Origin of the sequence: Streptomyces hokutonensis (assembly GCF_000376565.1) — a bacterium.
Lineage (GTDB): Bacteria > Actinomycetota > Actinomycetes > Streptomycetales > Streptomycetaceae > Streptomyces > Streptomyces hokutonensis.
This window is the reverse complement of sequence record NZ_BARG01000095.1, coordinates 22,201-48,616: the sequence shown is the minus strand read 5'-3', so window position 1 is coordinate 48,616 and position 26,416 is coordinate 22,201. Positions and strand designations below refer to the sequence as shown.

24 protein-coding genes and 1 pseudogene are annotated in these 26,416 nt (G+C 70.2%); 14 read left to right on the top strand and 11 right to left on the bottom strand.

Annotated features, from left to right (window positions below; translation table 11 throughout):
- Positions 1-31: 31 nt before the first annotated feature.
- The 7 genes from SSP08S_RS47675 to SSP08S_RS47645 form a co-directional block, all read right to left on the bottom strand.
- Positions 32-271 (bottom strand): ferredoxin, encoded by a 240-nt coding sequence (locus SSP08S_RS47675; RefSeq protein WP_019074740.1) that lies wholly within the window; start codon positions 269-271, stop codon positions 32-34.
- Positions 268-1,461, bottom strand: a complete 1,194-nt coding sequence (locus SSP08S_RS47670) for a cytochrome P450 (RefSeq protein WP_019074739.1) — start codon at positions 1,459-1,461, stop codon at positions 268-270. Before SSP08S_RS47670 ends, SSP08S_RS47675 begins: the two co-directional genes overlap by 4 nt.
- 26 nt (positions 1,462-1,487) lie before the next feature.
- The gene (locus SSP08S_RS47665; protein ID WP_019074738.1) at positions 1,488-2,324 is read right to left on the bottom strand and encodes a mycofactocin-coupled SDR family oxidoreductase; all 837 of its coding nucleotides are present in this window, start codon (positions 2,322-2,324) and stop codon (positions 1,488-1,490) included.
- Between the two features lie 79 nt (positions 2,325-2,403).
- Entirely contained in the window at positions 2,404-3,021 is a 618-nt protein-coding gene (locus SSP08S_RS47660) for an SRPBCC family protein (protein ID WP_019074737.1), read from the bottom strand.
- Positions 3,018-3,500, bottom strand: a complete 483-nt coding sequence (locus SSP08S_RS47655) for a (2Fe-2S)-binding protein (protein ID WP_019074736.1) — start codon at positions 3,498-3,500, stop codon at positions 3,018-3,020. Before SSP08S_RS47655 ends, SSP08S_RS47660 begins: the two co-directional genes overlap by 4 nt.
- Positions 3,493-4,368, bottom strand: a complete 876-nt coding sequence (locus tag SSP08S_RS47650) for an FAD binding domain-containing protein (RefSeq protein ID WP_019074735.1) — start codon at positions 4,366-4,368, stop codon at positions 3,493-3,495. Before SSP08S_RS47650 ends, SSP08S_RS47655 begins: the two co-directional genes overlap by 8 nt.
- Positions 4,365-6,683, bottom strand: a complete 2,319-nt coding sequence (locus tag SSP08S_RS47645) for a xanthine dehydrogenase family protein molybdopterin-binding subunit (RefSeq protein ID WP_019074734.1) — start codon at positions 6,681-6,683, stop codon at positions 4,365-4,367. Before SSP08S_RS47645 ends, SSP08S_RS47650 begins: the two co-directional genes overlap by 4 nt.
- Positions 6,684-6,785: 102 nt before the next feature.
- Here SSP08S_RS47645 and SSP08S_RS47640 point away from each other — a divergent pair, with 102 nt between their 5' ends.
- From SSP08S_RS47640 to SSP08S_RS47610, 8 genes are all read left to right on the top strand, one after another.
- Positions 6,786-7,379, top strand: coding sequence for a TetR/AcrR family transcriptional regulator (locus SSP08S_RS47640; protein ID WP_026179442.1), 594 nt, complete (start codon positions 6,786-6,788; stop codon positions 7,377-7,379).
- A gap of 199 nt (positions 7,380-7,578) precedes the next feature.
- Positions 7,579-8,187, top strand: coding sequence for a TetR/AcrR family transcriptional regulator (locus SSP08S_RS47635; RefSeq protein ID WP_019074732.1), 609 nt, complete (start codon positions 7,579-7,581; stop codon positions 8,185-8,187).
- Between the two features lie 485 nt (positions 8,188-8,672).
- Positions 8,673-9,875 carry a glycoside hydrolase family 1 protein gene (locus SSP08S_RS47630; protein WP_019074731.1) on the top strand — a complete coding sequence of 401 codons (1,203 nt, stop codon included), beginning with the start codon at positions 8,673-8,675 and terminating at the stop codon, positions 9,873-9,875.
- Positions 9,876-9,902: 27 nt separating this feature from the next.
- Positions 9,903-10,718, top strand: coding sequence for an SDR family NAD(P)-dependent oxidoreductase (locus tag SSP08S_RS47625; protein ID WP_019074730.1), 816 nt, complete (start codon positions 9,903-9,905; stop codon positions 10,716-10,718).
- Positions 10,719-10,765: 47 nt separating this feature from the next.
- Entirely contained in the window at positions 10,766-12,577 is a 1,812-nt protein-coding gene (uidA, locus tag SSP08S_RS47620) for a beta-glucuronidase (RefSeq protein ID WP_019074729.1), read from the top strand.
- Positions 12,578-12,630: 53 nt separating this feature from the next.
- Entirely contained in the window at positions 12,631-12,804 is a 174-nt protein-coding gene (locus tag SSP08S_RS62235; protein WP_158697322.1) for a hypothetical protein, read from the top strand.
- Between the two features lie 13 nt (positions 12,805-12,817).
- Positions 12,818-14,170: an MFS transporter gene (locus tag SSP08S_RS47615; protein WP_019074728.1), complete on the top strand. Its 1,353-nt coding sequence runs from the start codon at positions 12,818-12,820 to the stop codon at positions 14,168-14,170.
- A gap of 61 nt (positions 14,171-14,231) precedes the next feature.
- Entirely contained in the window at positions 14,232-16,895 is a 2,664-nt protein-coding gene (locus tag SSP08S_RS47610) for a family 78 glycoside hydrolase catalytic domain (RefSeq protein WP_019074727.1), read from the top strand.
- Positions 16,896-17,035: 140 nt separating this feature from the next.
- Here SSP08S_RS47610 and SSP08S_RS47605 read toward each other — a convergent pair whose 3' ends face one another.
- Both SSP08S_RS47605 and SSP08S_RS57500 read right to left on the bottom strand, forming a co-directional pair.
- Positions 17,036-17,833, bottom strand: coding sequence for a sugar phosphate isomerase/epimerase family protein (locus tag SSP08S_RS47605; protein ID WP_019074726.1), 798 nt, complete (start codon positions 17,831-17,833; stop codon positions 17,036-17,038).
- Positions 17,830-18,447: a TetR/AcrR family transcriptional regulator gene (locus tag SSP08S_RS57500; protein ID WP_019074725.1), complete on the bottom strand. Its 618-nt coding sequence runs from the start codon at positions 18,445-18,447 to the stop codon at positions 17,830-17,832. The genes SSP08S_RS47605 and SSP08S_RS57500 overlap by 4 nt, the downstream gene beginning before the upstream one ends.
- A gap of 428 nt (positions 18,448-18,875) precedes the next feature.
- Between SSP08S_RS57500 and SSP08S_RS47595 the strand changes: the two genes are divergently transcribed.
- From SSP08S_RS47595 to SSP08S_RS47580, 4 genes are read left to right on the top strand one after another with little or no spacing between them, the layout of a single operon-like run.
- The gene (locus SSP08S_RS47595; protein ID WP_019074724.1) at positions 18,876-20,471 is read left to right on the top strand and encodes an ABC transporter substrate-binding protein; all 1,596 of its coding nucleotides are present in this window, start codon (positions 18,876-18,878) and stop codon (positions 20,469-20,471) included.
- A 10-nt stretch (positions 20,472-20,481) separates the two neighbouring features.
- Positions 20,482-21,426: an ABC transporter permease gene (locus SSP08S_RS47590; protein WP_019074723.1), complete on the top strand. Its 945-nt coding sequence runs from the start codon at positions 20,482-20,484 to the stop codon at positions 21,424-21,426.
- Positions 21,423-23,180 (top strand): ATP-binding cassette domain-containing protein, encoded by a 1,758-nt coding sequence (locus SSP08S_RS47585; RefSeq protein ID WP_019074722.1) that lies wholly within the window; start codon positions 21,423-21,425, stop codon positions 23,178-23,180. The genes SSP08S_RS47590 and SSP08S_RS47585 overlap by 4 nt, the downstream gene beginning before the upstream one ends.
- The gene (locus tag SSP08S_RS47580) at positions 23,177-23,992 is read left to right on the top strand and encodes an ATP-binding cassette domain-containing protein (RefSeq protein ID WP_019074721.1); all 816 of its coding nucleotides are present in this window, start codon (positions 23,177-23,179) and stop codon (positions 23,990-23,992) included. Before SSP08S_RS47585 ends, SSP08S_RS47580 begins: the two co-directional genes overlap by 4 nt.
- A 102-nt stretch (positions 23,993-24,094) precedes the next feature.
- Here SSP08S_RS47580 and SSP08S_RS57495 read toward each other — a convergent pair.
- Positions 24,095-24,344: pseudogene (locus SSP08S_RS57495) on the bottom strand (3-oxoadipate CoA-transferase); the annotation flags it as partial.
- Between the two features lie 165 nt (positions 24,345-24,509).
- Entirely contained in the window at positions 24,510-25,028 is a 519-nt protein-coding gene (locus SSP08S_RS47570) for a winged helix-turn-helix transcriptional regulator (RefSeq protein WP_019074719.1), read from the bottom strand.
- 99 nt (positions 25,029-25,127) lie between these two features.
- Between SSP08S_RS47570 and SSP08S_RS47565 the strand changes: the two genes are divergently transcribed.
- On the top strand, positions 25,128-25,913 hold the full coding sequence (locus tag SSP08S_RS47565; protein WP_019074718.1) for an SDR family oxidoreductase: 786 nt from the start codon (positions 25,128-25,130) through the stop codon (positions 25,911-25,913).
- Between the two features lie 25 nt (positions 25,914-25,938).
- Entirely contained in the window at positions 25,939-26,298 is a 360-nt protein-coding gene (locus tag SSP08S_RS47560; protein WP_019074717.1) for a nuclear transport factor 2 family protein, read from the top strand.
- The last annotated feature ends 118 nt before the right edge of the window (positions 26,299-26,416 follow it).

Below are 26,416 nucleotides of genomic sequence, written 5' to 3'. Positions count from 1 at the left end.
TGCCTTAGCAGTCAGTCAGTTGGAGAAATGTTCAGGAGCCCGGCGGCGGGAAGACCTGCTCACCGGTGTCCGCGTCCCTGATACCGATGGCCTCGATCGGGCACGACTCGGCCACCTCCAGCACCTCTTCGGATGCCGGAAGGGTGGCGGACCTCGCATGCCCCTGGCCGTTCGCGTCGAGTTCGAAGTGCTCGGGCGCGGAGGCGGCGCACAGCCCGGTGCGGACGCACATCCGTGTGTCGACGGTGACGTTCCACCACTCGGTCGTCATCGGGCTCCTTCGACGACAAGCGGCAGGGTCTTCCAGCCGCGCACGGTCGAGGTCTGCGCCAGCTCGGCGTGGTCCCAGTCGACGTCCCAGCCGGGGAACCGCTCGAGGATCTCCTCCGCCGCGATCCGGCCCTCCAGCCGGGCCAGGGCCGCGCCCAGGCAGTAGTGGGCGCCGACGCCGAAGCTCATGTGCTGGGTGACGCGGTGGATGTCGAAGCGGTCGGGGTCGTCGAAGCGGCGGGGGTCACGGTTGGCGGCGGCCTGGATGAAGAGGACGGCGCTGCCGGCCGGCACCGTGCGGTCGTACAGCTCCACGTCCTTGGTGACGTACCGCCCGGTGAACGGGCCGGTCGGCTCGAAGCGCAGGATCTCCTCGATGGCGTTGGGGATGAGGGTGGGGTCGGCCGCCAACTCCCGGCGGGCTTGCGGGTATCGGGCCATGAGCGCGCCGAACCAGCCGATGAGGCGGCCCGTGGTCTCGTTGCCTGCGCCGGCAACCACGGAGCAGTAGGTCAGGACCTCGTCGTCGGTGAGTGTGCGCGTGATGCCGTTCTCGTCCTCGAACTCCGCGGTCATCAGCTCGGTCATGAGGTCATCGGAGGGGTGCCGCTTGCGCCACTCGATGTAGTCCTTGAAGGCGTCCGTACTGAGGATGTCCTCGTGATTGATCTTTCCGCCGCCCTCAGTGCCCAGCGTCTCGTCGGTAAGGTCGCGGATGGCGGGCTGGTCGGCCTCCGGGATCCCCAAGAGCATCCCGATCACCCGCATCGGCATCTCGGCGCCGACGGCCTCGACGAGGTCGAACCGCTCGGCACCGGTCACCGGCTCCAGTGCGCGTCGGCAGTAGGCCCGTACACGCGGCTCCAGGGTGGCGATGCGGCGGGGTGTGAACACCCGGGCGAGGAGCTTGCGGTGGATGTCGTGGACGGGCGGGTCCTCGAAGATGAGGGTGCCGGGCGGGAGTTCGATGTCCGCCTGGATGATTTCGAGGATGTCACCGCGGGACGAGGAGTAGGTCTGCCAGTCCGCGAGGCCGCGCTGGACGTCGGCGTGGCGGCTGACGGCGTAGAACTTGTGCTGCTCGTTGTAGTAGAGCGGCGCCTCCTCGCGCATCCGTGCGTAGAGGGGGTAGGGGTCGCGGGCGAGGGCCGGGTCGTAGGGGTCCCAGTAGACGGTGTCGACAGTGGTCATGGACGCATCTCCCTGTGGTGTGCGGCTCACTTGAGCAGGGCGCCGGCGTCGATCGGCAGGGTGACGCCGGTGACGAAGCGGGCCTCGTCGGAGGCGAGGAAGAGGACGGCGTTGCTGATGTCCAGCGGCTCCACCCACGGGGTGGGGAGCATGTGCATGCCCTGGGACACCGCCGCGAAGTCGTCGACGGTGGGGTTCTCCAGGTCGGGGCGGAACATGCGGTAGGTGGCCTCGTGCATCACCATCGGGGTGTTCACCTGGGTGGGGTGCACGGTGTTGACGCGGATGTTGTGTGCCCCCAGCTCCCCTGCCATCGTGCGCATCAGGCCCACCACGCCGTGCTTGGCGGCGATGTAGTGGCCGATGTTCGCGTAGCCCTTGAGGCCGCCGACGGAGCTGGTCAGGATGATGGAGCCGCCTCGTCCGCCCGCGACGATGTGCGGGATGGAGACCTTGGCGGACAACCAGACGCCGGTCAGGTTGACGTCGATCATGTCGCGCCAGGTCTTCTCCTCCATGGCGTCGAGCGTGGCGCCGTCGCTGCCGAGGCCGGCGTTGGCCGCGACGATGTCCAGCCGGCCGAATTCGGCGACGCCGTCGTCCACGGCTGCCTTGAGCGCGTCGTGGTCGCGGACGTCGGCCTGTACGGCGTGGATCCGGCGGCCCAGCTTCTGGACCTGGTTGACCGTCTCCTCCAGGTCTTCGGGGGTCGACATCGGGAACGTGACGCCGTCGAGCTGCTTGCACACGTCGACGGCGATGATGTCGGCGCCTTCCTCCGCCAGCCGTACGGCATGGCTGCGGCCCTGACCTCGGGCGGCGCCGGTGATGAAGGCGACCTTGCCTTCCACTCGTCCGGGCATGAGTGACCTCGTTTCGTGAGTAAGGGATGGGATGGGATGGGTCGGGGCGGGGCGGGGTGACGGCGGCGGGGAGGCCTGGTCACCGGTCGGTGCGTCGGCGGCCGCGTACCAGGAGCACGAGAAGGAGCAGCGCGGCGAGTGCGGTGGCCGGCGGTGCGATGCGCTTGAGGGCGCTCGCGCCGGCGGCGTCGATGAGGTCGATGGGTTCGGCTACGGCGGGATCGGAGGGACGTGTCACGGGATCCGGCTCGGCTACGGCGAGTTCGGCGGCCAGGTTCTCGGCGAACCGCCCGATGAGGGTGCCCGCGACCTCGGCGAGGGTGCCGCGGCCGAACTGGGCGGGCTTGCCCGTGATCGCGAGGTCGGTGTCCACGAGGACGTCGGTGGAGTTCGTGCCCGACGCGACCAGTCGGCACGTCACCCGCGCCTTGGCCGTCCCGTTGCCGCGGATCTCCCTTCCGCCGGCCTCCAGCACGACTGTCCTGTCCGCCTCGTTCCGCGAAAGGAAGGTGACGGTGCCGTGATAGGTCAGGCTGACGGGGCCGAGCTTGACCTTGATCCGGCCCTGGAAGCTGTCGCCGTCGCGGGAGGTGAGCGTCGCACCGGGGACGCACGGAGTGACGCGTTCGATGTCGAGCAGGACCCGCCAAGCCTCGTCCACGGACGCGGGAACGGTGAGCCTGTTCTCCAGTTTCATACGGAGTCCTCGCGGTCGGCGGCGGCCCGGACGGCGTTGACGATCCCCTGGTATCCCGTGCAGCGGCACAGATTGCCGGACAGGGCGGCGCGGATCTCCTCGTCGGTGGGTTTGGGGTTCTCGGCGAGGAAGGCGGTGACCGAGACGACGAAGCCCGGGGTGCAGAACCCGCACTGGAGCCCGTGGTGTTCACGGAACGCGGCCTGTACGACTGAGAGTTCACCGTCGGGCGAGGCGATCCCCTCGACGGTGGTGACGTCGCTTCCGTCGGCCTGTACGGCGAACACCAGGCAGGCGCGCACGGCTTCGCGGTCCAGCAGCACCGTGCAGGCGCCGCAGACACCGTGCTCACACCCCAAGTGCGTGCCGGTGAGGCCGCAGTTGACGCGCAGGAAGTCGGCGAGGGTGAGCCGGGGCGGAACGGTGGCACGACGTGGAAGGCCGTTGACCCGTATCCGGATGTCGATGTCGTCAGCCATGGACCGCCTCCCGTACGGCGCGCCGCCAGGCGCGGGCCACCATGGCCGCACCGACGCGTTTGCGATAGCCGGCCGATCCGTGCAGGTCGGACGGGATGGAGTCGAGGTCGGCCAGGGCCTGGCGCCCGATGTCGTCGGCCATGTCCTCGGCGGGTTCGCGTCCCATGGTCCCGGCCTCCGCGGTGTGGGCCCGGCATGCGCTCGGACCGAGTCCGAACAGGCCGATGGCACACCGGTCGACCCGTCCGCCGGCGTCCAGGCCGACGGCGACAGCGGCACCGGCGAGCGCGAAGTCCCCGCTTCTGCGGGCGAATTCCTCGATCGCGAAGCCGCGGGGCCGCCGCCAGACCGGGAAGGTGACGGCTGTGAGCAGCTCGTCCTCGGCCAGGGCGGTGGTCCAGGTCCCGGTGAGGAAGCGTGCGGCGGGGATGGTCCGGCGCCCCCGCACCGACAGCGCTTCGAGCTCGGCGTCCAGGGTGAGGGCCACCGCCGGGTACTCGGCCGCGGCGTCGGCGTGGGCGAGTGAGCCGCCGACGGTGCCGCGGCTACGGATCTGGAAATGGCCGATCAGCGGGGTGGCTCGGGCGAGCAGCGGCACCAAGTCCCTTATGTCCTCGGAGCGTTGGAGAGTGGCCTGGGTGGTCGTGGCACCGATGCGCACCGTCCCGTCGCGTTGTTCGATGCCTCGGAGTTCGTGCACGCGGCGCAGATCGACGAGGTGTCCGAAGGTGGCAAGGCGCAGCGCCAGCATGGGGACCAGGCTCTGGCCTCCGGCGATGGTCTTCCCTTCGTCGCCCAACTCGGCGAGCAGCGCGACCGTCTCTTCGGCGCTGGTGGGTGCGTGGTACTCGAATGCTGCCGGCTTCATGGGGTCATCACCCCTGCCTGCTCGACGAGTTCGACGATCGACGCCGGGGTCAGTGGCAGTCGGCCGATCTCCACACCGAGCGGTGCGAGGGCGTCGGCGACCGCGTTCACGATGGCTGGGGCGGAGCCGATCGCGCCGCCCTCCCCCACACCCTTGTGGCCACCGGGTCCCGGGCTCGGTGTCTCGATGTGCCCCAGTTCGATGACCGGCACCTCGGTGGCGGTGGGCAGGAGGTAGTCCATGAAGGTGGTGGCGAGGGGGTTGCCGTCCTCGTCGTAGGCGAGGTGCTCGTAGAGGGCACCACCGATCCCCTGGACGGTTCCGCCGTAGATCTGGCCCTCCACCACACTGGGGTTGATCATGGGGCCGCAGTCCTCGCTGACGATGTAGCGCAGGAGCTTCACGCCGCCGGTGACGATGTCCACCTCGCAGGTGCACAGGTGTGTGGCGTTGGCCCAGATCATGAGGTGCGGTGAGCGGTAGCGTCCGCTGGCTTCCAGGCCGGCCGGCACACCTGGCGGCATGGCGTGGGGCTGGAAATAGGCGATGTCCGCGATCTCGGCGAGGGTGAGGGACTTCTCGGGGTCACCCGTCACGGACGCCCGGCTGCCTGTCAACTCCAGCTTCTCCACGGCGACTTCGAGTCGGTGACCGGCGATCGCGAGGATCCGGTCACGTAATCCGGCCGCGGTCTCGGCGATTGCGCCTGCGGTCATGGGACCGGACCGGCTGCCGCCGGTCCCGGCGCCGTACGGAGTGAGTGCCGTGTCTCCCTGGATGGTGCTGACGTCCTCGATGGCCGCGCCGAGCGCGTCGGCGGTGAGCTGGACGACGGTCGTCTCCAGGCTGTTGCCGCACGATCCCCCGGCGACGTAGACGTTGACCTTGCCGGAGGGCTCGATGCGGATGGTCGCGCCCTCGGTGCCGTGGAACGGGGTGGCCCCGGCGGTCGGTTCGACGTAGGTGCAGGTGCCGAGGCCCAGGTAGCGGCCCTGGGCGCGGGCCTGCTCCTGCTCGCGCCGGAACGCCGGACAGTCGAGCATCTCCAGGGCCTGCTCAAAGGTCTCGTACGGGGTGATGTGGTCGTAGGGCATGCCGTTGAAGTTCGCTGTCGGCAGGTCCTCGCGGCGCAGCATGTTGCGGCGGCGCAGTTCGACCGGGTCCATGCCGATGCGGCGGGCGGCGGTGTCGAGGAGGACCTCGCGGGCCATCGACTCGAACTGCCAGGGGCCGCGATAGGCCACCCGTCCGCTGGTGTTGGAGAACACGAACCGGGAGCGGAAGGTGCCCTGGGGGATGCGGTAGGGGCCGGGGAAGAGCAGGCCGACGGCGAGGCCGCTCTGCACGGGGGATGGGGTCGGGTAGGCGCCGGCGTCCTGGACGTGGTCGAGGGTGGCGGCGAGGATCCGGCCTTCGTCGTCGAGGGCCAGTCTCGCCTCGCCGTGCTCGTGGCGGGCCTGGCCGGCCGCCATGAGATGTTCCTGGCGGTCCTCGATCCACTTGAGCGCGGCGGGCAGTTTGGCGGCGGCGAGCAGCACGCACATGTCCTCGCGCTGCGGCAGCACCTTCTGTCCGAACCCGCCGCCGGTGTCCCGCATCACCACCCGCACCCGGTGCTCGTCGACACCGAGCAGACGTGCGCAGAAGGAGCGGACCTCGTGCGGGGACTGGGTGGCCGCCCAGACGGTCATCTCCCCGGCGGGCGCGGACCACTCCGCGACGATGCCACGGGTCTCCAACGGCACAGGGCAGTACGCCTGTTGACGGATCGTCACGCCGACCACGTGCGGCGCGTCCTCGAAGACCGGGGCGAGTTCCTCCATCGGGCGTCCGGCGAGTTCACCCACCAGATTGCCCGGATGAGTGGCGTGGACCGACTCGGTCGACTCCAGGGCGGTGGCGTAGTCGACGACCGGCGGGAGCTCGTCGTAGTCCACGACCACCAACTCGGCGGCGTCCTCGGCCCGGTAGCGGTCCACGGCGACGACCATGGCCACCGGGTCGCCGACGAACCGCACCTCGTCCGCGGCCAGCGGCGGGCGTGGCGTGTCGGGATCCTCGGGCCCGTTCAACGTGTACCACTGCTCGTGTACGCCGGAGTTGAGGTCCTGGGCGACGAACACGGCGTGCACGCCGTCCAGTCGGAGCGCCTCGGACACGTCGATCGCGGCGATGCGGGCCCGCGCGACGGGGCTGCGGACGAAACAGGCGTGCAGCATTCCGGGCCGTACGACGTCGTCGACGTAGGTGCCGGTGCCGGTCAGCAGTCGCGGATCCTCGACGCGCGGAGTGCGGGTGCCCGTATAGGGAGCCATCAGCAGGTGCCCTCCGTTCGTTCATGTTGAACGAGTGTTTAACACGAGCGCTGAACACTTGTTTAACAGCGCCCCGGGGAGCCGTCAAGGACAATGAGCGGCATGACTGCGCCTCGCCGTATGGGCACCGAGAACTCGAAGACGCGCCAGGTCCTGCTCGACGTCACCGAGCGGCTGATGCTCGAGGAGGGGTACGCCTCCGTCGGCGTGCGCCGGGTGGCCCGCGAGGCCGAGGTGGCCCCGGCGCTGGTGCTGTACTACTTCCGCACCCTCGACGACCTCTTCCTCGCGGTGCTGCGACGACGGGGCGACGAGGAGCTGGAGCGGGTGGCCCGCCGACTGGACGGCCCCCAGCCGATACGCGCCCTGTGGCAGGTCACCAGTCACCCGGGGAACGCGCTGACCACGGAGTTCACCGCGCTGGCCAACCACCGCAAGGCGATCCGTGCCGAACTCGCCGCCCGCGCCGAGCGCTACCGCGAGGTAGAGCTGGAGGCACTCACGCGACGGCTCGCGGAGACAGGCGTCGAGCTGCCGCCGGGGGTGTCCCCCACCGTGCTGCTCATGCTGGCCAACGCCCTCGGGCGGATCCTCATGATGGAGAACACGATGGGCATGACTACCCGGCACGCCGAGGCCCTCGATTTCGTGGAAAAGTTCCTCCAACGCTACGAAAGCGCCCCCGCCGACGACTGAAGGGCATGGCCGGCCCCCCGACCGACTCGGCGGCCAACTCTTACCGCACGGTTGGTTTCCGGTCAGACGTTAGACCCGCGCGACAGACAGGGGAAGGGTGTGCGCAGACACGAATCTTGACCATGTGGGAAGCTTTGAGGTCTCAGCAGCCGCGCAGGACCGTCCCGGACCAGGCTTCGTCGAGGAGAGTGAGCGCACCGTGGGCCAGGCAAAAGCGCGTGGACCGTATGCCAAGACGCCTGCCCGCAGGACGGAGATCGTACGAGCGGCGCGCGACAGTTTCGCCGAGAACGGCTACGCCAAGGCCTCCCTGCGCGACATCGCGGAACGAGCAGGCATCACCCACGCCGGCCTCCTGCACCACTTCCGGAACAAGGACGAACTCCTCGCCGAGGTGCTCGCCGAACGCGACGCGGAGGAATGGCAGCAGGGCCTGGAGGCGGTGGACAGCCCGGACCAGCTCGCCCCCTATCTCGGCGAGCTCATCCGCCACCACCAGAAGGCGCCCGAACTGATGCGCCTGTGGATCGAGCTCGCCGCCGCGGCCGCACGGCCGGACCATCCCGCCCACGCCTACTTCGTGGAACGCTACGAACGCGGGCGCACGCAGTTCGCCGAGGGACTCGACAGCGAGGCCGCGCACAGCAGGCTGCGCGAGGGCGTCACCCCGGAGAACGCGGCGGTCCTCTTCCACGCCGTGCTCAACGGACTCCAGTTGCAGTGGGTGCTGGACCAGGACCTCGACATCGCCGGGCCCGTCACCGACTTCGTACGCCTGCTCTTCGAGAACGACCGCGGCGACCGGTGAACGTGTCGCCGAGCAGCGCATCGCGCACCCTCTGAAGGCACGCCCGCGCACGACCTCGCGGGCGGCCCGAGGGACCTCACTCACACCTGGCGGCCACGAAACGCGCTCCTCGCAGGAGCGACGGTGCCGCCATGGGTTGGACGTGTACCGCTTCCGTCCGCCCACTCCGGGCTGACGGCCACCCTCACCGGCCGAGACGTCGCCGCATAACGTTCTGATCACGAAGCCGAGCGGCAGCCTTCCCGCCCTTGTGATCCCGGTCTACCGTCCCAACGAAAACTAACCACACGGTAAGAGTTGGTCGGCCGGACACCGGCACTCACGAACCGACGAACCGGCAAGGCCGCAACCCGCTCTGCCGAGAGCTCGCTCAACCCCCAACGCCCCTCCGCACTCGGGCCGTTGCCCACCCGCGCCCGAACGGCCGGACCGTGGCCCAGGTGCCACGAGGCCCACACCACCGACACTCAGGAAAGCAGTCGACGATGACCGAATTCCCGCCCGCGTTCCTCTGGGGAGCCTCCACCGCACCGCACCAGATCGAGGGCAACAACCTCAACAGCGACTTCTGGGCGAACGAGGGACGCATCCCGGGCATGGAGCGCAGCGGCGACGCCTGCGACAGCTACCACCGGTACCGCGAGGACATGCGGTTGCTCGCGGACGCCGGGCTGAACGCCTACCGCTTCGGCGTCGAATGGGCCCGTATCGAGCCGCTCCCCGGCCTGGTCTCGCGCGCCGAACTGGCCCACTACCGGCGCATGATCGAAACAGCCCTCGAACTCGGCCTGACGCCGGTCGTCACCCTGCACCACTTCACCAGCCCGCTCTGGTTCGCGGAGGAAGGCGGCTGGCTCGGCAACCGTGCGGTGGACCGGTTCCGGACCTACGTCGAAACGGTCGCGCCGATCCTCGAAGGGGTCGAGTGGGTCGTCACCATGAACGAGCCGAACATGCTGGCCATCATGGTCGGTATGGCGCGGGCCTTCCAGAACCCGCAGGCCGGCGAGGAGTGGCAGAGCCCCACCCTCGACAACGAGGGCCCGCGCCCGCAACTGCCCGCCCCCGACGTGGTGATCGGTCAGCGGCTCGTCGAGGCACATCAGGCCGCGCGAACGGTGCTGCACGAGCGGACCGACGCCAAGGTCGGCTGGACGGTCGCCAACCGCGCCTTCGTGGCCCGTCCCGGAGCGGAGAACAACAAGCGGGATCTGGAGTACGTGTGGGAGGACCTCTACCTGGCGGGCTCGCGCGGCGACGACTTCGTGGGCGTGCAGTCCTACTCCAGCCAGTGGGTCGATCTGGACGGCATCGAGCCCCACCCGCAGCACCCGGACAACACGCTCGTGGGCACCGCCTACCGGCCCGACGCCCTGGGCATCGCGGTACGGCACACCGCCGAGGTCACCGGCGGCCTGCCGATCCTGGTCACCGAGAACGGCATCGCCACCGGCGACGACGCCCGTCGAATCGCCTACACGGGCGAGGCCCTTGAGCACCTCGGCAAGGCGATCGCCGACGGCGTGGACGTACGCGGCTATCTGCACTGGAGCCTGCTCGACAACTACGAGTGGGGTCACTGGGCGCCGACCTTCGGTCTGGTCGAGGTGGACCGCGAGACGTTCGAGCGCCGCCCCAAGCCCTCTCTCTTCTGGCTGGGCGAGACCGCCCGCCGCGGCCGGATCTGACCCGCACTTCCAACGGAGGGACACACCGTGCAGATATCCGTACCCGACGTCTCGTCCAAGTCCCTGACCGAACTCGTCTCCCTGGCCGGGCGGCGCGCCGTCGTGACCGGCGCGGGCCAGGGGCTCGGCCGGGCCGTCGCCGAGCGGCTGGCCGAGGCGGGAGCCGATGTGCTCGTCGCGGACATCCATGACGAGCTCGCCACCGCCGTCACCGAGGAACTCGGCGCCCGAGGCCCCGGCCGTGCCCTGGCCGCCCGTCTGGACGTCACCGACCCCGACAGCGTGGTGGCCGCCGCCGACCTCGCGGTCCGGGAGCTGGGCGGCATCGACATCTGGGTGAACAACGCCGGGATCTTCCCCAGCGTGCCCGCGCTGGAGATGTCCGCCAAGGCCTTCGACGAGGTGTTCGCGGTCAACACCCGCGGCGTCTTCCTCGGCTCCCGCGAGGCCGCGCGCCGGATGAGCGACGCCGGACACGGGGGCGTCATCGTCAACGTCGTCTCCACGGCCGGGTTCCGCGGGACGGCCCCCGGGCTCGCCGCGTACGTCGGCTCCAAGCACGCGGCACGCGGCCTCACCCGCCAACTCGCCCTGGAGTTCGCCCCGTTGGGCATCCGCGTACTGGGCGTCGCACCGACGTTCGTACCGACCGAGGGGAACATGGCGGCGGCCGCCGCGGCCGGAGTGGACGCCGACTCCTTCATGTCCGTGATGCAGCCGGGCCCGCTCGGCCGGCTCGGCGTGCCCGACGACATCGCCCGGGTGGTGCTGTTCTGCGCGAGCGATCTCTCGGCCTTCATGACGGGCAGCACGCTCCTCGCCGACGCCGGCGAGACCTCGTAACCGCGCGCCCCCCACCCCCACCGCTCCGACGACCCGGTAGGAACCCCATGCTCTCGCCCCGCACCACCCCCACCCGCGACCTCGTCGGTCTCGACGGCCTGTGGCGGTTCGCTCTCGGCACCCGGGCCGGCGCGACCCCGTGGGCGTCGCGTCTCGCCCCACCGCTCGAAGTCCCCGTGCCCGCCAGCTACAACGACCTGTTCGTGGACCCGGAGATCCGTGACCACGTCGGAGTCGTCTGGTACCAGCGCGACGTGCGCGTGCCGCGCGGCTGGACCGGCGAACGCGTGGTCCTGCGCTTCGGTTCCGTCACCCACGCCGCGCAGGTCTACGTCGACCAACGGCTCGTGGCCGAACACACCGGCGGCTACACACCGTTCGAGGCGGATCTCACCGGCGTCGTCGAGCCCGGCGCCGAGTTCCGGCTGACGGTCGGCGTCGACAACCGGCTGACGAACGTGACGATCCCGCCCGGCACCGTCACGACCGGCCCCGACGGCCGGGAACGGCAGTCGTATCTGCATGACTTCTACAACTACGCGGGCATCGCGCGCCCGGTCCGCCTGTACAGCACGCCGACGACCTTCGTCGAGGACGTCACCGTCGTCACCGGACGGGACGGCGCGGCCGGCACCGTCGAGTACCGCGTGGAGACCGTCGGCGAGCGCGCCGACACGGTCACCGTGCGGGTGCGTGCGGTGGACGAGTCCGGCCGGACCGTCGCGGAGGGCCACGGCCCCGAGGGCGTCCTGCGCATCGAGGACGTCACGCTCTGGCAGCCGGGCGCCGCCTATCTCTACGACCTCGTCGTGGAACTGGCCGTCGACGGCGAGACCGTGGACAGCTACGCCCAGCCCTTCGGCGTCCGTACCGTCGAGGTACGGGGCACCGACTTCCTCATCAACGGCGAGCCCTTCTACTTCACCGGCTTCGGCAAACACGAGGACACCCCGGTCCGCGGCAAGGGCCACGACGATGCCTACCTCGTGCACGACTTCCAGCTGATGCAGTGGACGGGCGCCAACTCCTTCCGCACCTCCCACTACCCCTACGCCGAAGAGGTCCTGGACTTCGCCGACCGGCACGGCATCGTCGTCATCGACGAGACCGCCGCCGTCGGCCTCAACCTGGGAGTCCAGGGCGGGCTCACCGGTGTTCCGCCGACCCCCACCTTCGCGCCGGAGAACTTCGGCGGAACGACACGGGACGTCCACGCCCAGCACCTGCGGGAGCTGATCGAGCGGGACAGGAACCACCCGAGCGTGGTGATGTGGTGCCTCGCCAACGAGCCGGCCTCCAACGAGGACGGCGCGCGCGACTACTTCGAGCCCTTGGTCGAACTGGCCCGCAAACTCGACCCGACCCGGCCCCTCACCTACGCCGCCGTCATGTTCGCGACCCCGCAGAACGACCAGATCGGCGACCTGTTCGACGTCCTGAGCATCAACCGCTACTACGGCTGGTACCTGTTCACGGGCGACCTCGCGACCGCCGAGGGGTATCTGGAACAGGACCTGCGCGGGTGGGTCCAGCGCTTCGGCAAGCCCGTCATGATGTCCGAGTACGGCGCCGACACCCAGCCCGGCCTGCACTCCGTCTGGGACACCCCGTGGAGCGAGGAGTACCAGAGCGACTTCCTCGCCATGTACCACCGCGTGTTCGACCGCATCCCCGAGTTCGTCGGCGAACACGTCTGGAACTTCGCCGACTTCCAGACCTCGCCCGGCATCCACCGCGTCGACGGCAACAAGAAGGGCGTGTTCACCCGCGACCGCAAGCCCAAGTCCGCCGCGTTCGCCCTGCGCCGACGCTGGCACGGCCTGGCCGGCCGCAAGCCCGGCGAGGCCACGGCCGACTGACAGCTCTGGGGGCGCGCGGCGTCGCGCTTTCGTTGCGCAGCAGGGGGCTTGCGTTGCGCAGCGCTGGGCTGCCGCTGCGCCGCGCGACCGAGAAGGCGGCCCATGTCTCGACCCCGGGACCGGTCGGCGGTACGGCATCGACCGTGCCGCCGGCATCCTCGCCCGCCGTCCCGGAGGCGGCCGTCCCTGGCGCCCGCCGGCTGCCGCCACCCCTCGTGACCATGTGACAAAGGAGTCCTCATGCCTCACGCCGACCGAGACGTCAGCGTGGTGGTGCCCCCGTTGACGGTGTCGCCGCAGGACGCCGCCGGGGTTCCCACCGAGCCGCCCGCCGAGCCCGAGATCGAGGCACCGCCGCTCCAGAAGGTCGGCAGGGACTACCTCCTCTGGCTGATGATCGCCAGTTTCGGCGCTTCCCTGGCCCTGATGGTGCCCCTCTCCTACTCGCTCGCGGTGCGGATCTCCGACCTGGCGCCCGGGCACGAGGAACAGCTCGGCTACGTCACCGGGTCCGCGCAGTTCGTCTACCTGGTCCTCAGCCCCATGATCGGCCTCTGGAGCGACCGGACCCGTTCCCGGCTCGGCCGCCGGACCCCCTTCATGATCGGCGGCGCCCTGCTCGGCACCGTCGCGCTCGTCGGAGTGGCCCTCGCCCCGTCGGTCCTCCTGCTGGGCCTGGCGTGGGTGGTCGGCATGATCGGCTGGTCCACGACCGGGCAGGCCGTCCAGAACGTCCAGGCGGACCGGGTGCCCGAGGAGCAGCGCGGCCGGGTCTCGGCGCTGACCAGTGTCATGGCCCAGATCGCCCCCGTGATCGGCATCGGCCTCGCGTACGGGGTGGCCTCCAGCACGTTTCTGGTGTTCCTGGTCCCGGGCGTGCTGGGCGCGGCCCTGGTGATCCTGTTCCCGGTGTTCAAGCCCGAGGGCGACTCCCGCGCGCTCGTGCGCGCCGGCGGCGTGACGGTGCGGAACGTGGTCGCCAGCTACGGCTTCAACCCGCGCAAGTACCCGGATTTCGGCTGGAACTGGCTCGGCCGGTTCGTCTTCTTCATGGGCCTGTACTTCAACACCACCTTCGGCACCTTCTTCTACGCGCAGCGGCTCGACCTGCCGGTCAAGGAGGTCGCCGGGATCGTGGCGGTCATCGGGACCGTGGGTGTGATGGCCGCCGCCGGCGGTGCCATCGGGGGCGGCTTCCTCTCCGACAAGCTCGGCCGGCGCAAGCTGTTCGCCCTGATCGGCTCCGCGGTGTTCGTCACCGGGGCGGTCACCGAGGCGTTCGCCCACTCGCTGGCCCAACTGGTCGTCGGCGCGGTGCTGATGCAGTTCGCCATCGCGTTGTTCAGCGCCGTCGACCAGGCGATCGTGTTCGCCGTCCTGCCGGACCGGGCCGAGGCGGGCCGCTATCTCGCCGTCGTCGCCTTCGCGCAGAAGATCCCCAGCGCCGTCGCCCCGCTGATAGCCCCGCTCGTCATCACCCTCGGCGTCAGCGACGGCGGCGAGAAGAACTACACCCAGCTCTACCTGATCGGCGCGGTCCTGGCCCTGGTCGGGGGCCTCATCGTCAAGTTCAAGATCAAGTCTGTCCGGTAGCGGCGCCCCGGCCGGCGTCCCAAGAACCGTCCTGTTCCACTGAGTTCCGAGAAGGCACAGCATGCACAACGCACCGTACGACCTGAGCATCGACAGCGGCGGGGACACCTTCCCCGTGTCGGGGCCCACGCCCCGGCTGTCGTGGAAGCCGCCGTCGGACGCGGCACGCCCGGTGGCGTACGAGGTGGAGTGCACCGTCGACGGCGAGGCGCGGCCCGCAGTGACCACTGCGGTGGGCGCGCACCGGTTCCTCCCCTGGCCGTGGGCGGTGCTGGACAGCGGCCGTCGGGTGGCCTGGCGGGTCCGGGCGCTCGGCGCCGACGGCGATTCGCCGTGGTCGCGGTGGCACACGTTCGAGAGCGGTCTGCAGGCCGCCGACTGGCGGGCGCGCTGGATCAGTCCCGCCGAGTCCGGCGACCGCGGATACGGCAGGCGGCCCGCATACGCGCTGTCGGCCCGGTTCTCGGTGCGGGCCGGGGTGCACTCGGCACGGCTGTACGCGACGGCACTCGGGCTCTACGAGGCGTACGTCAACGGCGAGCGGGCCGGCACCGCCGAACTCACCCCCGGGGCCACCTCGTACGACCGTACGCTCCACGCCCAGGCCTACGACGTCACGGACGCCGTCGTCACGGGCGACAACCGGATCGAGATCCTGCTGTCCGACGGCTGGTACCGGGGCCAGGTGGGCGCCTTCCGCCAACCGGCCGGCTGGGGCACGGTGCCCGGCGCGCGGGCCGAACTCCACCTCGTGCACGAGGACGGCACACGGCAGGTCGTCCGCACCGACGGGACGTGGACGAGCGCGGAGTCGGCCATCACCCGGGCCGACCTCATGGACGGGCAGACCACCGACTTCGGCGTCGGCCCCGGCACCGAACGGCCCGTCCTCGTGGACCGGGTCGAGGCACCCGCGATCACCTGGTCGCCGGCCCCGCCGGTGCGGGTCGTGGAATCGCGCCCCGCACAGTCGGTCCAGCGGATCGGGGACGGGCTCTGGATCGCCGACTTCGGTCAGAACGCCTCCGGCCGGATCACTCTGAGCGACCTCGGACCGGCCGGGACCCGTACCGTCATCGACTACGGCGAACACCTTGGCCCCGACGGCGACCTGACGACCCGTCACCTGGACGCGACCCGGCCGGGCCAGGCATCGATCCCCTTCGTCCAGCGCGACGAGGTGGTGTCCGCGGGCGGCGGTGAGACGTTCGAGCCGCGCCATACCGTGCACGGCTTCCGGTACGTCCGGGTCCGCCGCGACGGCGCCCCGCTCGACCCGGCGAGCCTCGTCATGCGGGTCGTCCACTCCGACCTGCGCCGTACCGGCACCTTCACCAGCGGCCACGAGGATCTCAACCGCCTCCACGAGATCGCCGAGTGGAGCTTCCGCGGCAACGCCGTCGACGTGCCCACCGACTGTCCGACCCGTGAACGGCTCGCCTGGACCGGCGACTACCAGGTCTTCGCCCCCACCGCGACACGTCTGTACGACGTCCTGGGCTTCAGCCGCAAATGGCTGTGCTCCGTCCGCGACGACCAGCTGCCCGACGGCCGGATCGCCAACTTCTCGCCCGACGGACGCCGTATCAAACACCACCTCGACGACCAGTTCGCCCTGATGACCGGCTCGGCCGGCTGGGGCGACGCCGTCGTCGCCGTCCCGTGGGAGCTGTACGAGTCGTACGGCGACCGGGAGGTGCTGGCGGAGAACTGGGAGGCGATGGTCGGCTGGGTGGAGTGGGCGCTCACGACCGCCCGTACGCTCCGTCACCCGTCCCGGACCGAGCGCTCGGCCGAACCGCGGCCGCACGAGCGGTACTTGTGGGACGGCTCCTTCCACTGGGGTGAGTGGACCGAGCCCCGGGTGAGGGCGGCCGACGGGAGCCGTGTCGACCCGGTCAAGGACGATCCCGTCGCCTGGTTCCTGGCCGACAAGGGCGAGATCGGCACGGCCTTCCTGTACCGCTCGACGGCGACCCTGGCCCGCGTGGCACGGGTGCTGGACCGTACCGAGGACGCGGACCGCTACGCCGAGATCGCCGAGCGGGTACGTGACGCGTGGCGCACCGAGTTCCTCTCCCCCGACGGACGCACGGTCGGCGACACCCAGGCCGGTTACGTGCGCGCGCTGTCGCTCGACCTCGTCCCCTGTGCACTGCGTGAGGCCGCCGCCGCGCGCCTGGTCGAGCTGATCCGCGCGGCCGGCACGCATCTCGGCACCGGCTTCCTCGCGACCGGCGACCTGCTTCCCGTCCTCGCCGATACGGGTCACCCCGACGTCGCCTACGAGTTGCTCCTCCAGCGCAGCGCGCCGTCCTGGCTGTACATGGTCGACCGCGGCGCGACGACCATCTGGGAGGACTGGGAGGGCGTCGACGACACCGGCACCGCGCACGATTCGCTGAACCACTACAGCAAGGGCGCGGTGGTCCGCTTCCTGCACACCCACGTCCTGGGTCTGCGGCAGACGCCGGGGTCGGTCGCCTGGGAGTCCTTCGAGGTCGCGCCCGTCCCGCACCCGTCCGTGCCGTGGGCCCGGGGCACGCACGAGTCCCCGCAGGGCACGATCGCCGTCGAGTGGCGGACGACCGGCGATCTACTCACGGTCACGCTCGACGTCCCCCCGGCCACCACCGCACGCGTCGTCTTCCCGGACGGCACCACGGTGGAACCCCTCCGTTGCGGCAACTTCAGCGCCACCCGCCGCGTGGGGAAGACGAGTTGAGCCGAGCGGCGGGCAGTCCCCGAGGACGGCAACCCTTCAGGACGTGGCGTCCGGCGGAGCCTCGCGCATCGCCACCACCCTGGACTGCCGCGAACCGGTAGTCCGGCACAGGCCTACGCCTCTCGAAGCGGTCGACGATGTCAGGGGACGGTCAGGCCGCCTGCCAGGAGCGTTTGCCGGTTGGCCGCGAGAAGTTCGAAGCGGTCGGCTTCGGTGCGGTCGATCTCCGTGATGTGCCAGCGCAGATGGGTCCCGGCGCGCAACGCGGCCGGAATGTCGATGTCACCGGTGCCGATGGGCGTCTGCGCGGTGTCCAATGTGGCGGGGCCGTCCTTGACGTGGGCGGCCACGGCGCGCTCTCCGAGACGTTTCAGGACCTCGGCCGGGTCCTGGCCGGCCACGGCGGCCCAGTAGACGTCGACCTCGGCGAGGACCTCGGGGTCGAGCAGATCCCACAGCACGTCGAAGGCGTGGGCGCCGCCCGGCAGCCGGGCCCACTCGAAGTGGTGGTTGTGGTAACCGAGCCGGATCCCCGCCCCTGCCAGCTCCCGTGCCGCCTCGTTGAGACGGCCGGCGAAGGCGCGCACCCCGTCGTGGCTCTCCAGGGACCGCTCGTCGAAACCGTCGACGAGCCACGGAATCGGCACGAAAGCGGTGTCCGTGCCGAGGATGCGGCAGACCTCGACCGCGGCTGCCTGGCCGTCGGCCGAGACGGCGATGTGCACCGAGCCGACACCGAGACCGGCCTCGTCCAGGTCCGCGCGCAACGCACGTGCGGTGGCGGCCAGTTCATCGGGAGGCGTGTTCCACAGGCCGAGCGCGAACGGCTCGACGTGACGGAAGCCGAGCGCGGCCAGGCGCGCGAGCGTGCCGGGGCGGTCGGCCTCCAGGGCGTCGATCACGCTGTACAGCTGGACGGCGAGAGTGCCACGTCTCATTCTGCGTCCTCCGGTGGTGCGGCCTGCGGGAAGGTCATCCTCATGAAGGCCCGGACCGGGCCGACGATGTCGAGATCCTGGTCGAGCAGCCATTGCAACTGCAGGCCGTTGAGCACGGCTTGGAGCAGGGTGGCGGCGTGTTCAGGGGCGAGCGCCTCGTGCAGTTCTCCGCGGTCGGCCTTGCCGCGCATGCCCCGCGCGAACTGATCGCTTCCCCAGGCGTAGCGCCGCACGAAGTAGCCGTGTGCGGGATGCTCCGGACGTGAGGCGGCCGCCGCGAGCTCGATCCACAGCCGCATCAGCTCGGGGGCCTTCTGGTGGTGGCGCAACATGTCGCCGAGGTACGGCGCCAGATGGTCCATGTCCGGGACCTTCGACTCGGCGTACCGCCGTTCCTCGGTGTCGCGTTCGGCGAGCACGGCGGCGAGCAGGTCGTCCTTGGTGCGGAAGTGGTGCAGCAGCCCGGCGTGGGTGATGCCGGCCCGCTCGGCGATGTCCCGCAGCGAAGCCTTCGTGAACCCGTGTTCCGCGAAGCTCTCGCGCGCCGCCCGGACGATCTCCGCCCGTCTCGCCGGGGTCTTGGTGTACGGGCCGCGGGCCTTGGCCGGGGTCACAGTGCGCTTCCTCTTCCCGCATCCCGCATCACCATTCCAAAAACCTTCCAAGCCTTAACATTTCGCGGTCTGCTCGGAGTGTGGGCGGCGGCGGCCCCGAGCGCAAGAGGCGGGACGCGGCGAGTTCCCGCCGGATAACGCTCTGATTACGAACGCGGTCCCCACTCTTCCCGCGCTTCCCGCCGGGGCTTACCTTCCGAATGAAATTCGACCACGTGGTAACTGTTCGCGTGACAGGGTGCGCCGGCGGAGCAACGACCGGCGCAGCGGGCCCTGTTCACCACCGCATGCCGACGTCACTCAGGGCTCCGCCGCACACCCCCACGCGTGTGTCGCCCCACTCGTGCACCCGTGCATGACCGCACCGGCCTACCGACACACCGACGAAGGCCTCGGCTCTCCAGGTTCCAGGACGAAGGAATCCACCCATGCGCATCCGCTTCTCGCCTTCCCGGCCCGGGCCACGGCCGCGACAGCGCTCCCAGGCACTGGCCGCCGTCGCCGCCGTCGCCCTGCTGGCGACGGCCACCTCGGCGTGCGACAGCAGCACCCCGACCTCCGCGTCGGACTCCGGCGCCGACCGGACCCTCGCGCTGTCCATCCTCGGCACACCCAACTCGTTCGACCCCGCCCAGCTCGTCGAGGGCCAGCAGACCTACGTCTGGGACTCGATCTTCGACACACTCCTTCTCCAGGACAACAAGGGCGAACTCCACCCCGGCGCCGCGCAGAGCTGGTCGTACTCGAAGGACGGCCGCACGCTGACCCTGAAGATCCGCCCGGGCATGAAGTTCAGCTCGGGCGACCCGGTGGACGCGAACGCGGTGAAGGCCACCCTGGAGCGGATCCGCTCGACGCCGGGGCAGAGCCAGCTGTCGTTGGCGTCCGTCGCTTCGGTCGAGGCCCCCGACGCCTCGACGGTCGTCATCAACCTCAAGCAGCCCGACGCCTCACTGCTCGCCGCGCTGTCGACGTCGCCCGGTGTGATCGGCGACCCGAAGACGATGGCGAACAAGAGCACCGCCCTGAACCCGGTCGGCTCGGGGCCGTACACCCTGGACCCGAAGACCACGGTCAACGGCTCGGTGTACGTCCTCAACCGGCGCGACGACTACTGGAACAAGAAGGCGTACCCCTTCAAGACGGTCAAGATCCGGGTGATCACCGACCCGACCGCGTCCGCCAACGCCCTCAAGGCGGGCGAGACCAACGCCGGCACCGCCGACGTCTCCCAGCTGCCCGCACTCAAGGCGGCCGGCTTCCGGATCACGCATGTGCAGGCGACCGCGGGCGCCTTCCTGGTCCTGGCCGACCGTGCGGGCACCAAGCTGAAGCCGCTCGGCGATCTGCGCGTCCGCAAGGCCATCAACATGGCCTTCGACCGGCAGAAGATGGTCACGCAGGTGCTGCGCGGCTCCGGCAAGGCCACCGACCAGCTGTTCAACCCGAAGAGCAAGGCCTACGACGAGGCGCTCAACCAGCTGTATCCCTACGACGTCGCCGGGGCCAAGAAACTGCTCGCCGAGGCCGGTTACCCGAACGGTTTCAAGGTCACCATGCCGAGCCTCGTCTTCACCAAGTCCTTCGAGCCGCTGTTCACCCAGGCGCTCGCCGACATCGGCATCAAGGTGACCTGGGAACCGGTGCCGGCCCAGCAGACCACCACCGCCGTCGCGTCCGGCAAGTACCCCATGTTCCTGCTCGTGGAGGGCCTCGCCTCCGACGCGGTCATGACCCGCAGCTTCTACACCCCGACCGGCTTCCGCAACGTCTTCCGCTCCACCGACCCGAAGCTGACCGAGCTCCTCGGCCAGGCCGCCCGGGAACTCGACCCGGCCAAGGCCGGCGGAATCTACCGGGAGATCAACAAGTTCGGCGTCGACAACGCGTGGCTGGCGCCCGTCTTCTACCTGGGCAGCGACTGGGCCACCAAGAAGGGCATCACCTACCTCGGCGACGGCTCCTCCACGATGTCCACCGTCCGGCAGTTCGGCGTCGCCGACTCGTCGCGGTCCGGAGGGTGAGCGGCCACCCATGACGGTCTATGTACTGCGTCGCCTGACCGCGGGCCTCGTGCTCGCGGTCCTGGTGACCATGATCACCTTCCTGCTGCTCAGCACGTCCTTCGACGACGTGGCGAGCAGTGTCCTCGGTAACGGCGCCAGCCCGGGCCAGATCGCCGCCCAGAAGGCGCAGATGGGCCTCGACCGACCCTTGGCCGTGCAGTACGGCGACTGGCTCTCACACGCGATCCGCGGAGATCTCGGCGCCTCGTACTTCACCAGCGAACCGGTCCGCTCCGCGATCACCGCCCGGCTCGGCGTCACCCTGTCGATCGTCGTCGTCGCGCTCCTGGCCACCTCGGTCATCAGCGTCGCCCTGGGGGTGGCCGCCGCCGCACGCGGCGGCGCCGTCGACCGGTTCGCGCAGGGCGCCGCGATGACCGGCTACCTCGTCCCGAGCCTGCTCGTCGCCATCGCGCTGGTCTATGTGTTCGCCGTCAAGCTGCACGTGTTCCCGGCCACCGGATACACGGACTTCAGCGAGAGCCCGGCCCGCTGGGCGAGTTCCATCGCCATTCCCGTGGTCGCCCTGATGATGGGCGGGGTCGCCAGTCTGACCTCGCAGATCCGCGGCGCCATGATCGGCGAACTGCGCAAGGACTACGTCCGCACCCTGCGCACCCGGGGCATCCCCACCCGCTCCATCGTGCTGCGGCACGCCCTGCGCAACGCCGCAGGACCGGCCCTCACGGTCCTGTCCCTGGAGTTCATCCAGATGCTCGGCGGGGCCCTGATCATCGAGCAGATCTTCGCCCTGCCGGGCTTCGGTCAGTACGCGTTCAACGCCTCCTTGCAGGGCGACGTGCCGATCATCATGGGCATCAGCCTCTTCGGTGTGCTGCTCGTCGTGGCCGTCAACCTCGTCGTCGATCTCCTCAACGGATGGCTCAACCCGAAGGCGAGGATCGTCAGTTGACCACACCCCATGCGGACACGCGGCGCCGCTCCACCCTGCGACGCCTGACCGCCGACCCCCAGGCCGTCGTCAGCGCGAGCCTGCTCGCCGTCATCGTCCTGCTCGGGCTGCTGGCCCCCGTCCTCACCTCCCACGGTGCCAACGAGGCGAACCTGGACGCGGTCAACGCCGGCGCCGGCGACCACGGCTATCTGCTCGGCGGCGACAAGAGCGGCCGCGACATCTTCGCCAGGCTCCTGTTCTCGATCAACACGAGCGTGGTCTCGGCGCTCATCGGCACGAGCATCGCCCTCGCGATCGGGATCACGTCCGGGCTGGTCGGCGGGTACTTCGGGCGGCGCGTGCGCGGAGTCGCCGAGTGGGTGTTCAGCCTGATCATGACGTTCCCCGGGCTGCTCCTGCTCATCGTGCTGATGCCGGTGACCAAGGGCGACTACAAGGCCACCATGGTCGTCTTCGGCGTGCTGCTCTCCCCGGGCATCTACCGGCTCGTACGCAATCTCGTCCTCGGCGTGAAGAACGAGCTGTACGTGGACGCCGCCCGGGTCTCCGGACTCCCCGACCGGCGCATCCTGCGCCGGCATGTCCTCACCGTGGTGCGCGGGCCGGTGATCATCGCCACCGCGTTCCTGGCCGGGTCGTCCATCGCCGTCCAGTCGGGCCTGGCCTTCCTCGGCGTCGGCTCGAACACGGTGCCCAGCTTCGGCGCGATGATCTCCGACGGATTCACCAACCTGTACGAGGAGCCCCTGCAGTTCCTGTGGCCGAGCCTCGCCCTCGGGATCATCACCGCCTCGCTCGTGCTCCTCGGCAACGCGCTGCGGGACGCCCTGGAGGGCGGGCGCCCGAAGCCGGCCCGGATCGTCACCGCCACCACGTACCGGGCGCCCGCCACAGAGGGCACCGTCTCCGGGCTGCTCACCGTCGACGACCTGGCGATCGCCTACCCGACACCGACCGGCGAACTGAAGGAGGTCGTCAGCGGCGTCACCCTGAGCGTGGCGGCCGGGGAGACCCTCGGCCTGGTCGGCGAATCCGGCTCCGGCAAGACCCAGACCGCGTTCGCCGCACTCGGCGTACTGCCCGCGGAGGCGGTGGTTACCCGCGGCTCGATCCGCCTCGACGGCCGCGAACTGCTCGGCCTGAGCGAACGCGAACTGCGGGCGGTACGGGGAACGTCCATCGCCTACGTCCCCCAGGAACCGATGTCCAACCTGGACCCGTCCTGCACGGTCGGCGCACAGCTCGTCGAGGGCGTGCGCGCGGCGACGCCCATGTCGAGGGGCGAGGCCCGCGACCGGGTCCTGGCACTCCTGGCCCGGGTCGGCATCCCCGAACCCGAACGCACCTTCCGCTCCTATCCGCACCAGATCTCCGGCGGCATGGCTCAACGCGTCCTCATCGCGGGCGCCGTCGCCAGCCGGCCCCTGCTGCTCATCGCCGACGAACCGACCACCGCCCTCGACGTCACCGTCCAGGCGGAGATCCTCGACCTGCTGCGCGACCTGCGCAGGGAACTGAACATGGCCGTACTGCTCGTGACGCACAACTTCGGTGTGGTCGCCGACATCTGCGACCGCGTGGCCGTGATGCGGGAGGGAACGGTCGTCGAAACCGGCACGACGGAAGAACTGTTCGCGACACCCCGGCACCCCTACACGCGCACGCTCCTCGACTCCATCCTCGACGAGACCACGCTGCGCACCGACCCGCCGGCCACCCCGGCGGGCGCGCTCGAAACGGAGAAGCGATGACCACACTGCTGGAGGTGAGCGATCTGCGCGTCACCTACCCGGGGCGGGGCTTCAGAGCCCGCTCCCACGAGGTCCTCCACGGCGTGTCGCTCACCGTGGGGCAGAGCGAGACCCTCGGCGTCGTCGGCGAGTCGGGCTCCGGGAAGACGACCATCGGCCGGGCCGTGCTCGGCCTGGTCGCGCCCAGCGGCGGCACGGTCCGCTTCCAGGGCAACGACATCACCCGCGCCGGGCGCGCGGAGCGCCGTGCCCTGGCCCGGGACATCCAGGTCGTCTTCCAGGACCCGTACTCCTCCCTCAACCCGGCCCTCACCATCGGTGACATCCTCGGCGAACCGCTCATCGTGCAGGGCAGCGGGACGAGTGAGGCCCGGCGCCGGGTGGCGGAGCTGCTCGACCAGGTGGGGCTGCCGAAGGACGCGTCGCAGCGACTGCCACGGGAGTTCAGCGGCGGCCAGCGGCAGCGCGTGGCGATAGCCCGCGCCCTCGCACCCGCCCCCCGGCTCATCGTCTGCGACGAACCCGTCTCCGCACTCGACCTCACCACCCAGGCCCGCGTCCTCGACCTGCTCGTCGACATCCAGCGCCGCACCGGCGTCGCGTACCTGTTCATCTCGCACGATCTGGCGGTCATCAGGCACGTCAGTCACCGCGTGAGCGTGATCCACCGCGGGGACATCGTCGAGACCGGGACGGCGGGCCAGGTCACCACGGCCCCCGAACACCCCTACACACAAAGGCTCTTGCTCGCGGCCCCGGTCGCGGACCCGGCCGAACAGCGTCGGCGGCGCGAGGCGCGACAACGCCTGTGACCTGTTCGCCGTACCGCGTCGGGCGGACACTTCAGAACCGCTAGCAGAAAGCCCCCCTTGGGCCACGGCTCTTTCAGGAGGACTGTGTCGCGGGCTACGAGGCAGCGTGATGCCGAGTCGTTCCGCGAGTTCGTCGGCGCCGATGCCGTACGTCTCCCGGATCCGTACGCCGTCGGGGCCGACGTCGAAGACGCCGTGGTCCGTATAGACGTGACTGACGCAGCCGACGCCGGTGAGTGGGTAGGTGCAGCGCGGCACGAGCTTGGGCTCACCCGAGCGTCATCATCACGTAGACGTCCTTGGCCCCGGTGGCGAGGTCCATGGCGCCCCCGACGGCGGAGATGTCGTCGGGCTTGGAAACGACCGGTATTTCTCCCCGCCTCACCTGATCCAGTTCTCAACGACCCGGGAGGGTTGGCCGGTATCACGCCGGCGACAAGCAGGTGCCGCGAGGCTGGTCAGGTGCAGCCGTGCCAGCGGCCCTGCCCAAGGCTGTACGAGGCTCCTCCGGGCGGACTTACGCCTCTTCCGCGGGAATGGTCGGCCGTGCCGCGTAGCGGCTGCGCATCGCGTCGCTGGCCGCGGGGCCCGCAGTGAAGACGTAGGCGGCGCTGTCGTCGAGTCGGCGGCCGGTTCTGGCGTCGACGACCACGGGCTCGACCTCCTCGCCGGTGTGCGCGTCGACGAGGATCATGCTGCGTTCCGACGGTGCGAGGCGGGAGTTGCCCCATGCGGCCAGGGCGACGATCACCGGGCGCAGCGAGCGCCCGAGTTCGGTGAGTACGTACTCGTGCCGTACGGGGCTGGTCTGGTAGGGCCGGCGCTCCAGCAGTCCGTCCGCGACCAGAGTCTTCAGCCGGGTGGTGAGCATGCTGGAGGAGATGCCCAGGCTCTCCTGGAACTGGTCGAAGCGGGTGTAGCCGTCGAAGGCGTCGTGGAGGATCAGCAGTGTCCACCACTCGCCGACGTGTTCCACCGTCGTGGACAGCGGGCACTCCCGGTCCTCCAGCCTGATCCGGCTTGCCACGGCGACCATCCCCTCAGTTACTGCTAAAGTCGAAGTTAGTAGCTTCTATTTTAGCAGTCGAGAAGGGAGCGGTGCCCTACGCGCCCGCACCCGGGTACGGAGCACAACGTGACCCCATCCATCAGCGAATCCCTCGAAGGCCGACGCGCTCTGGTCACCGGCGGCACCAAGGGCACCGGAGCCGCGATCGCCCGACGCCTCACCGAGGCCGGCGCGACCGTGCTGGTCACCGCCCGCAGCCGCCCCGACGACGTCGAGGAGAAGACGTTCATCACCGCCGACCTGTCCACCGCCCAGGGCGCCGCCCACGTCGCCTCCGAGGTGGACGCCCGCGTGGGAGGCGTCGACATCCTGGTCAACACGCTCGGCGGCTCCGAGGCACCGGCAGGAGGATTCGCCGCGCTCGGCGAGGACGACTGGGCCAGGGAGCTGAACACGAACCTGCTGGCCGCCGTCCGCCTGGACCGCGCGCTCCTTCCGCACATGATCGCCACGGGCAGGGGCGCGGTCGTGCACGTCACCTCGATCCAGCGCCGCATGCCACTGTGGAACGGCACCCTGGCCTACGCCGCCGCCAAGGCCGCCCTGACCACCTACAGCAAGGGCCTGGCCAACCAGGTCGCCCCGCACGGCGTCCGCGTCAACACCGTCTCGCCCGGCTTCGTCCAGACCTCGGCCGCCGACAATCTCGTCGCCCGGATCGCCCACGACGCCGGCATCAGCCAGGAAGCGGCGCTGGGCCAGCTCATGGACTCCCTGGGAGGCATCCCGCTCGGCCGCCCCAACCGGCCCGAGGAGGTCGCCGAACTCGTCGCCTTCCTCGTCTCCGACCGCGCCTCGGCCATCGTCGGCGCCGAACACGTCATCGACGGCGGCACCACCCCCACCGTCTGAACCCGCCACCACCATCAGGAGCGTCATGCACGACAACCAGCCCCGGACCATCGCCCCGGCCGACCTGCCCGAGGTGATCACCCGCTACCTCGCAGCGCACCGCGCCCACGACACCGCCACCGCGGTCACAACGTTCACCGACGACGCCACAGTGATCGACGACGGCAACACCTACCAGGGCAGCACCGCGATCAAGCGGTGGCTGGACCGATCCGCCACCGAATTCACCTACACCATCCACCTCACGAACGCCCAACAGACCGACACCGCCCACTACATCGCCACACACCACCTCGAAGGCAACTTCCCCGGCGGCACCATCGATCTCCACTATCGGTTCACGCTCCGCGACGACCTCATCGAACACCTCGCCATCGAACCCTGAACCCGCTCCCACACCACCTGCTCCCGCCCATGAAAGAGGCCCCACCCACCCCAGAACGCCCCGTCCCAGCCCCCGTGCCCACCCAGCCACCCGACCAAGAACCAGCCCTCAAGTTCGG

Coding starts and splice junctions, on each gene's coding strand:
- SSP08S_RS47675 (WP_019074740.1), bottom strand. CDS start 271: ATGACGACCGAGTGGTGGAACGTCACCGTCGACACACGGATGTGCGTC.
- SSP08S_RS47670 (WP_019074739.1), bottom strand. CDS start 1,461: ATGACCACTGTCGACACCGTCTACTGGGACCCCTACGACCCGGCCCTC.
- SSP08S_RS47665 (WP_019074738.1), bottom strand. CDS start 2,324: ATGCCCGGACGAGTGGAAGGCAAGGTCGCCTTCATCACCGGCGCCGCC.
- SSP08S_RS47660 (WP_019074737.1), bottom strand. CDS start 3,021: ATGAAACTGGAGAACAGGCTCACCGTTCCCGCGTCCGTGGACGAGGCT.
- SSP08S_RS47655 (WP_019074736.1), bottom strand. CDS start 3,500: ATGGCTGACGACATCGACATCCGGATACGGGTCAACGGCCTTCCACGT.
- SSP08S_RS47650 (WP_019074735.1), bottom strand. CDS start 4,368: ATGAAGCCGGCAGCATTCGAGTACCACGCACCCACCAGCGCCGAAGAG.
- SSP08S_RS47645 (WP_019074734.1), bottom strand. CDS start 6,683: ATGGCTCCCTATACGGGCACCCGCACTCCGCGCGTCGAGGATCCGCGA.
- SSP08S_RS47640 (WP_026179442.1), top strand. CDS start 6,786: ATGACTGCGCCTCGCCGTATGGGCACCGAGAACTCGAAGACGCGCCAG.
- SSP08S_RS47630 (WP_019074731.1), top strand. CDS start 8,673: ATGACCGAATTCCCGCCCGCGTTCCTCTGGGGAGCCTCCACCGCACCG.
- uidA (WP_019074729.1), top strand. CDS start 10,766: ATGCTCTCGCCCCGCACCACCCCCACCCGCGACCTCGTCGGTCTCGAC.
- SSP08S_RS47615 (WP_019074728.1), top strand. CDS start 12,818: ATGCCTCACGCCGACCGAGACGTCAGCGTGGTGGTGCCCCCGTTGACG.
- SSP08S_RS47610 (WP_019074727.1), top strand. CDS start 14,232: ATGCACAACGCACCGTACGACCTGAGCATCGACAGCGGCGGGGACACC.
- SSP08S_RS47605 (WP_019074726.1), bottom strand. CDS start 17,833: ATGAGACGTGGCACTCTCGCCGTCCAGCTGTACAGCGTGATCGACGCC.
- SSP08S_RS47595 (WP_019074724.1), top strand. CDS start 18,876: ATGCGCATCCGCTTCTCGCCTTCCCGGCCCGGGCCACGGCCGCGACAG.
- SSP08S_RS47590 (WP_019074723.1), top strand. CDS start 20,482: ATGACGGTCTATGTACTGCGTCGCCTGACCGCGGGCCTCGTGCTCGCG.
- SSP08S_RS47580 (WP_019074721.1), top strand. CDS start 23,177: ATGACCACACTGCTGGAGGTGAGCGATCTGCGCGTCACCTACCCGGGG.
- SSP08S_RS47570 (WP_019074719.1), bottom strand. CDS start 25,028: ATGGTCGCCGTGGCAAGCCGGATCAGGCTGGAGGACCGGGAGTGCCCG.
- SSP08S_RS47560 (WP_019074717.1), top strand. CDS start 25,939: ATGCACGACAACCAGCCCCGGACCATCGCCCCGGCCGACCTGCCCGAG.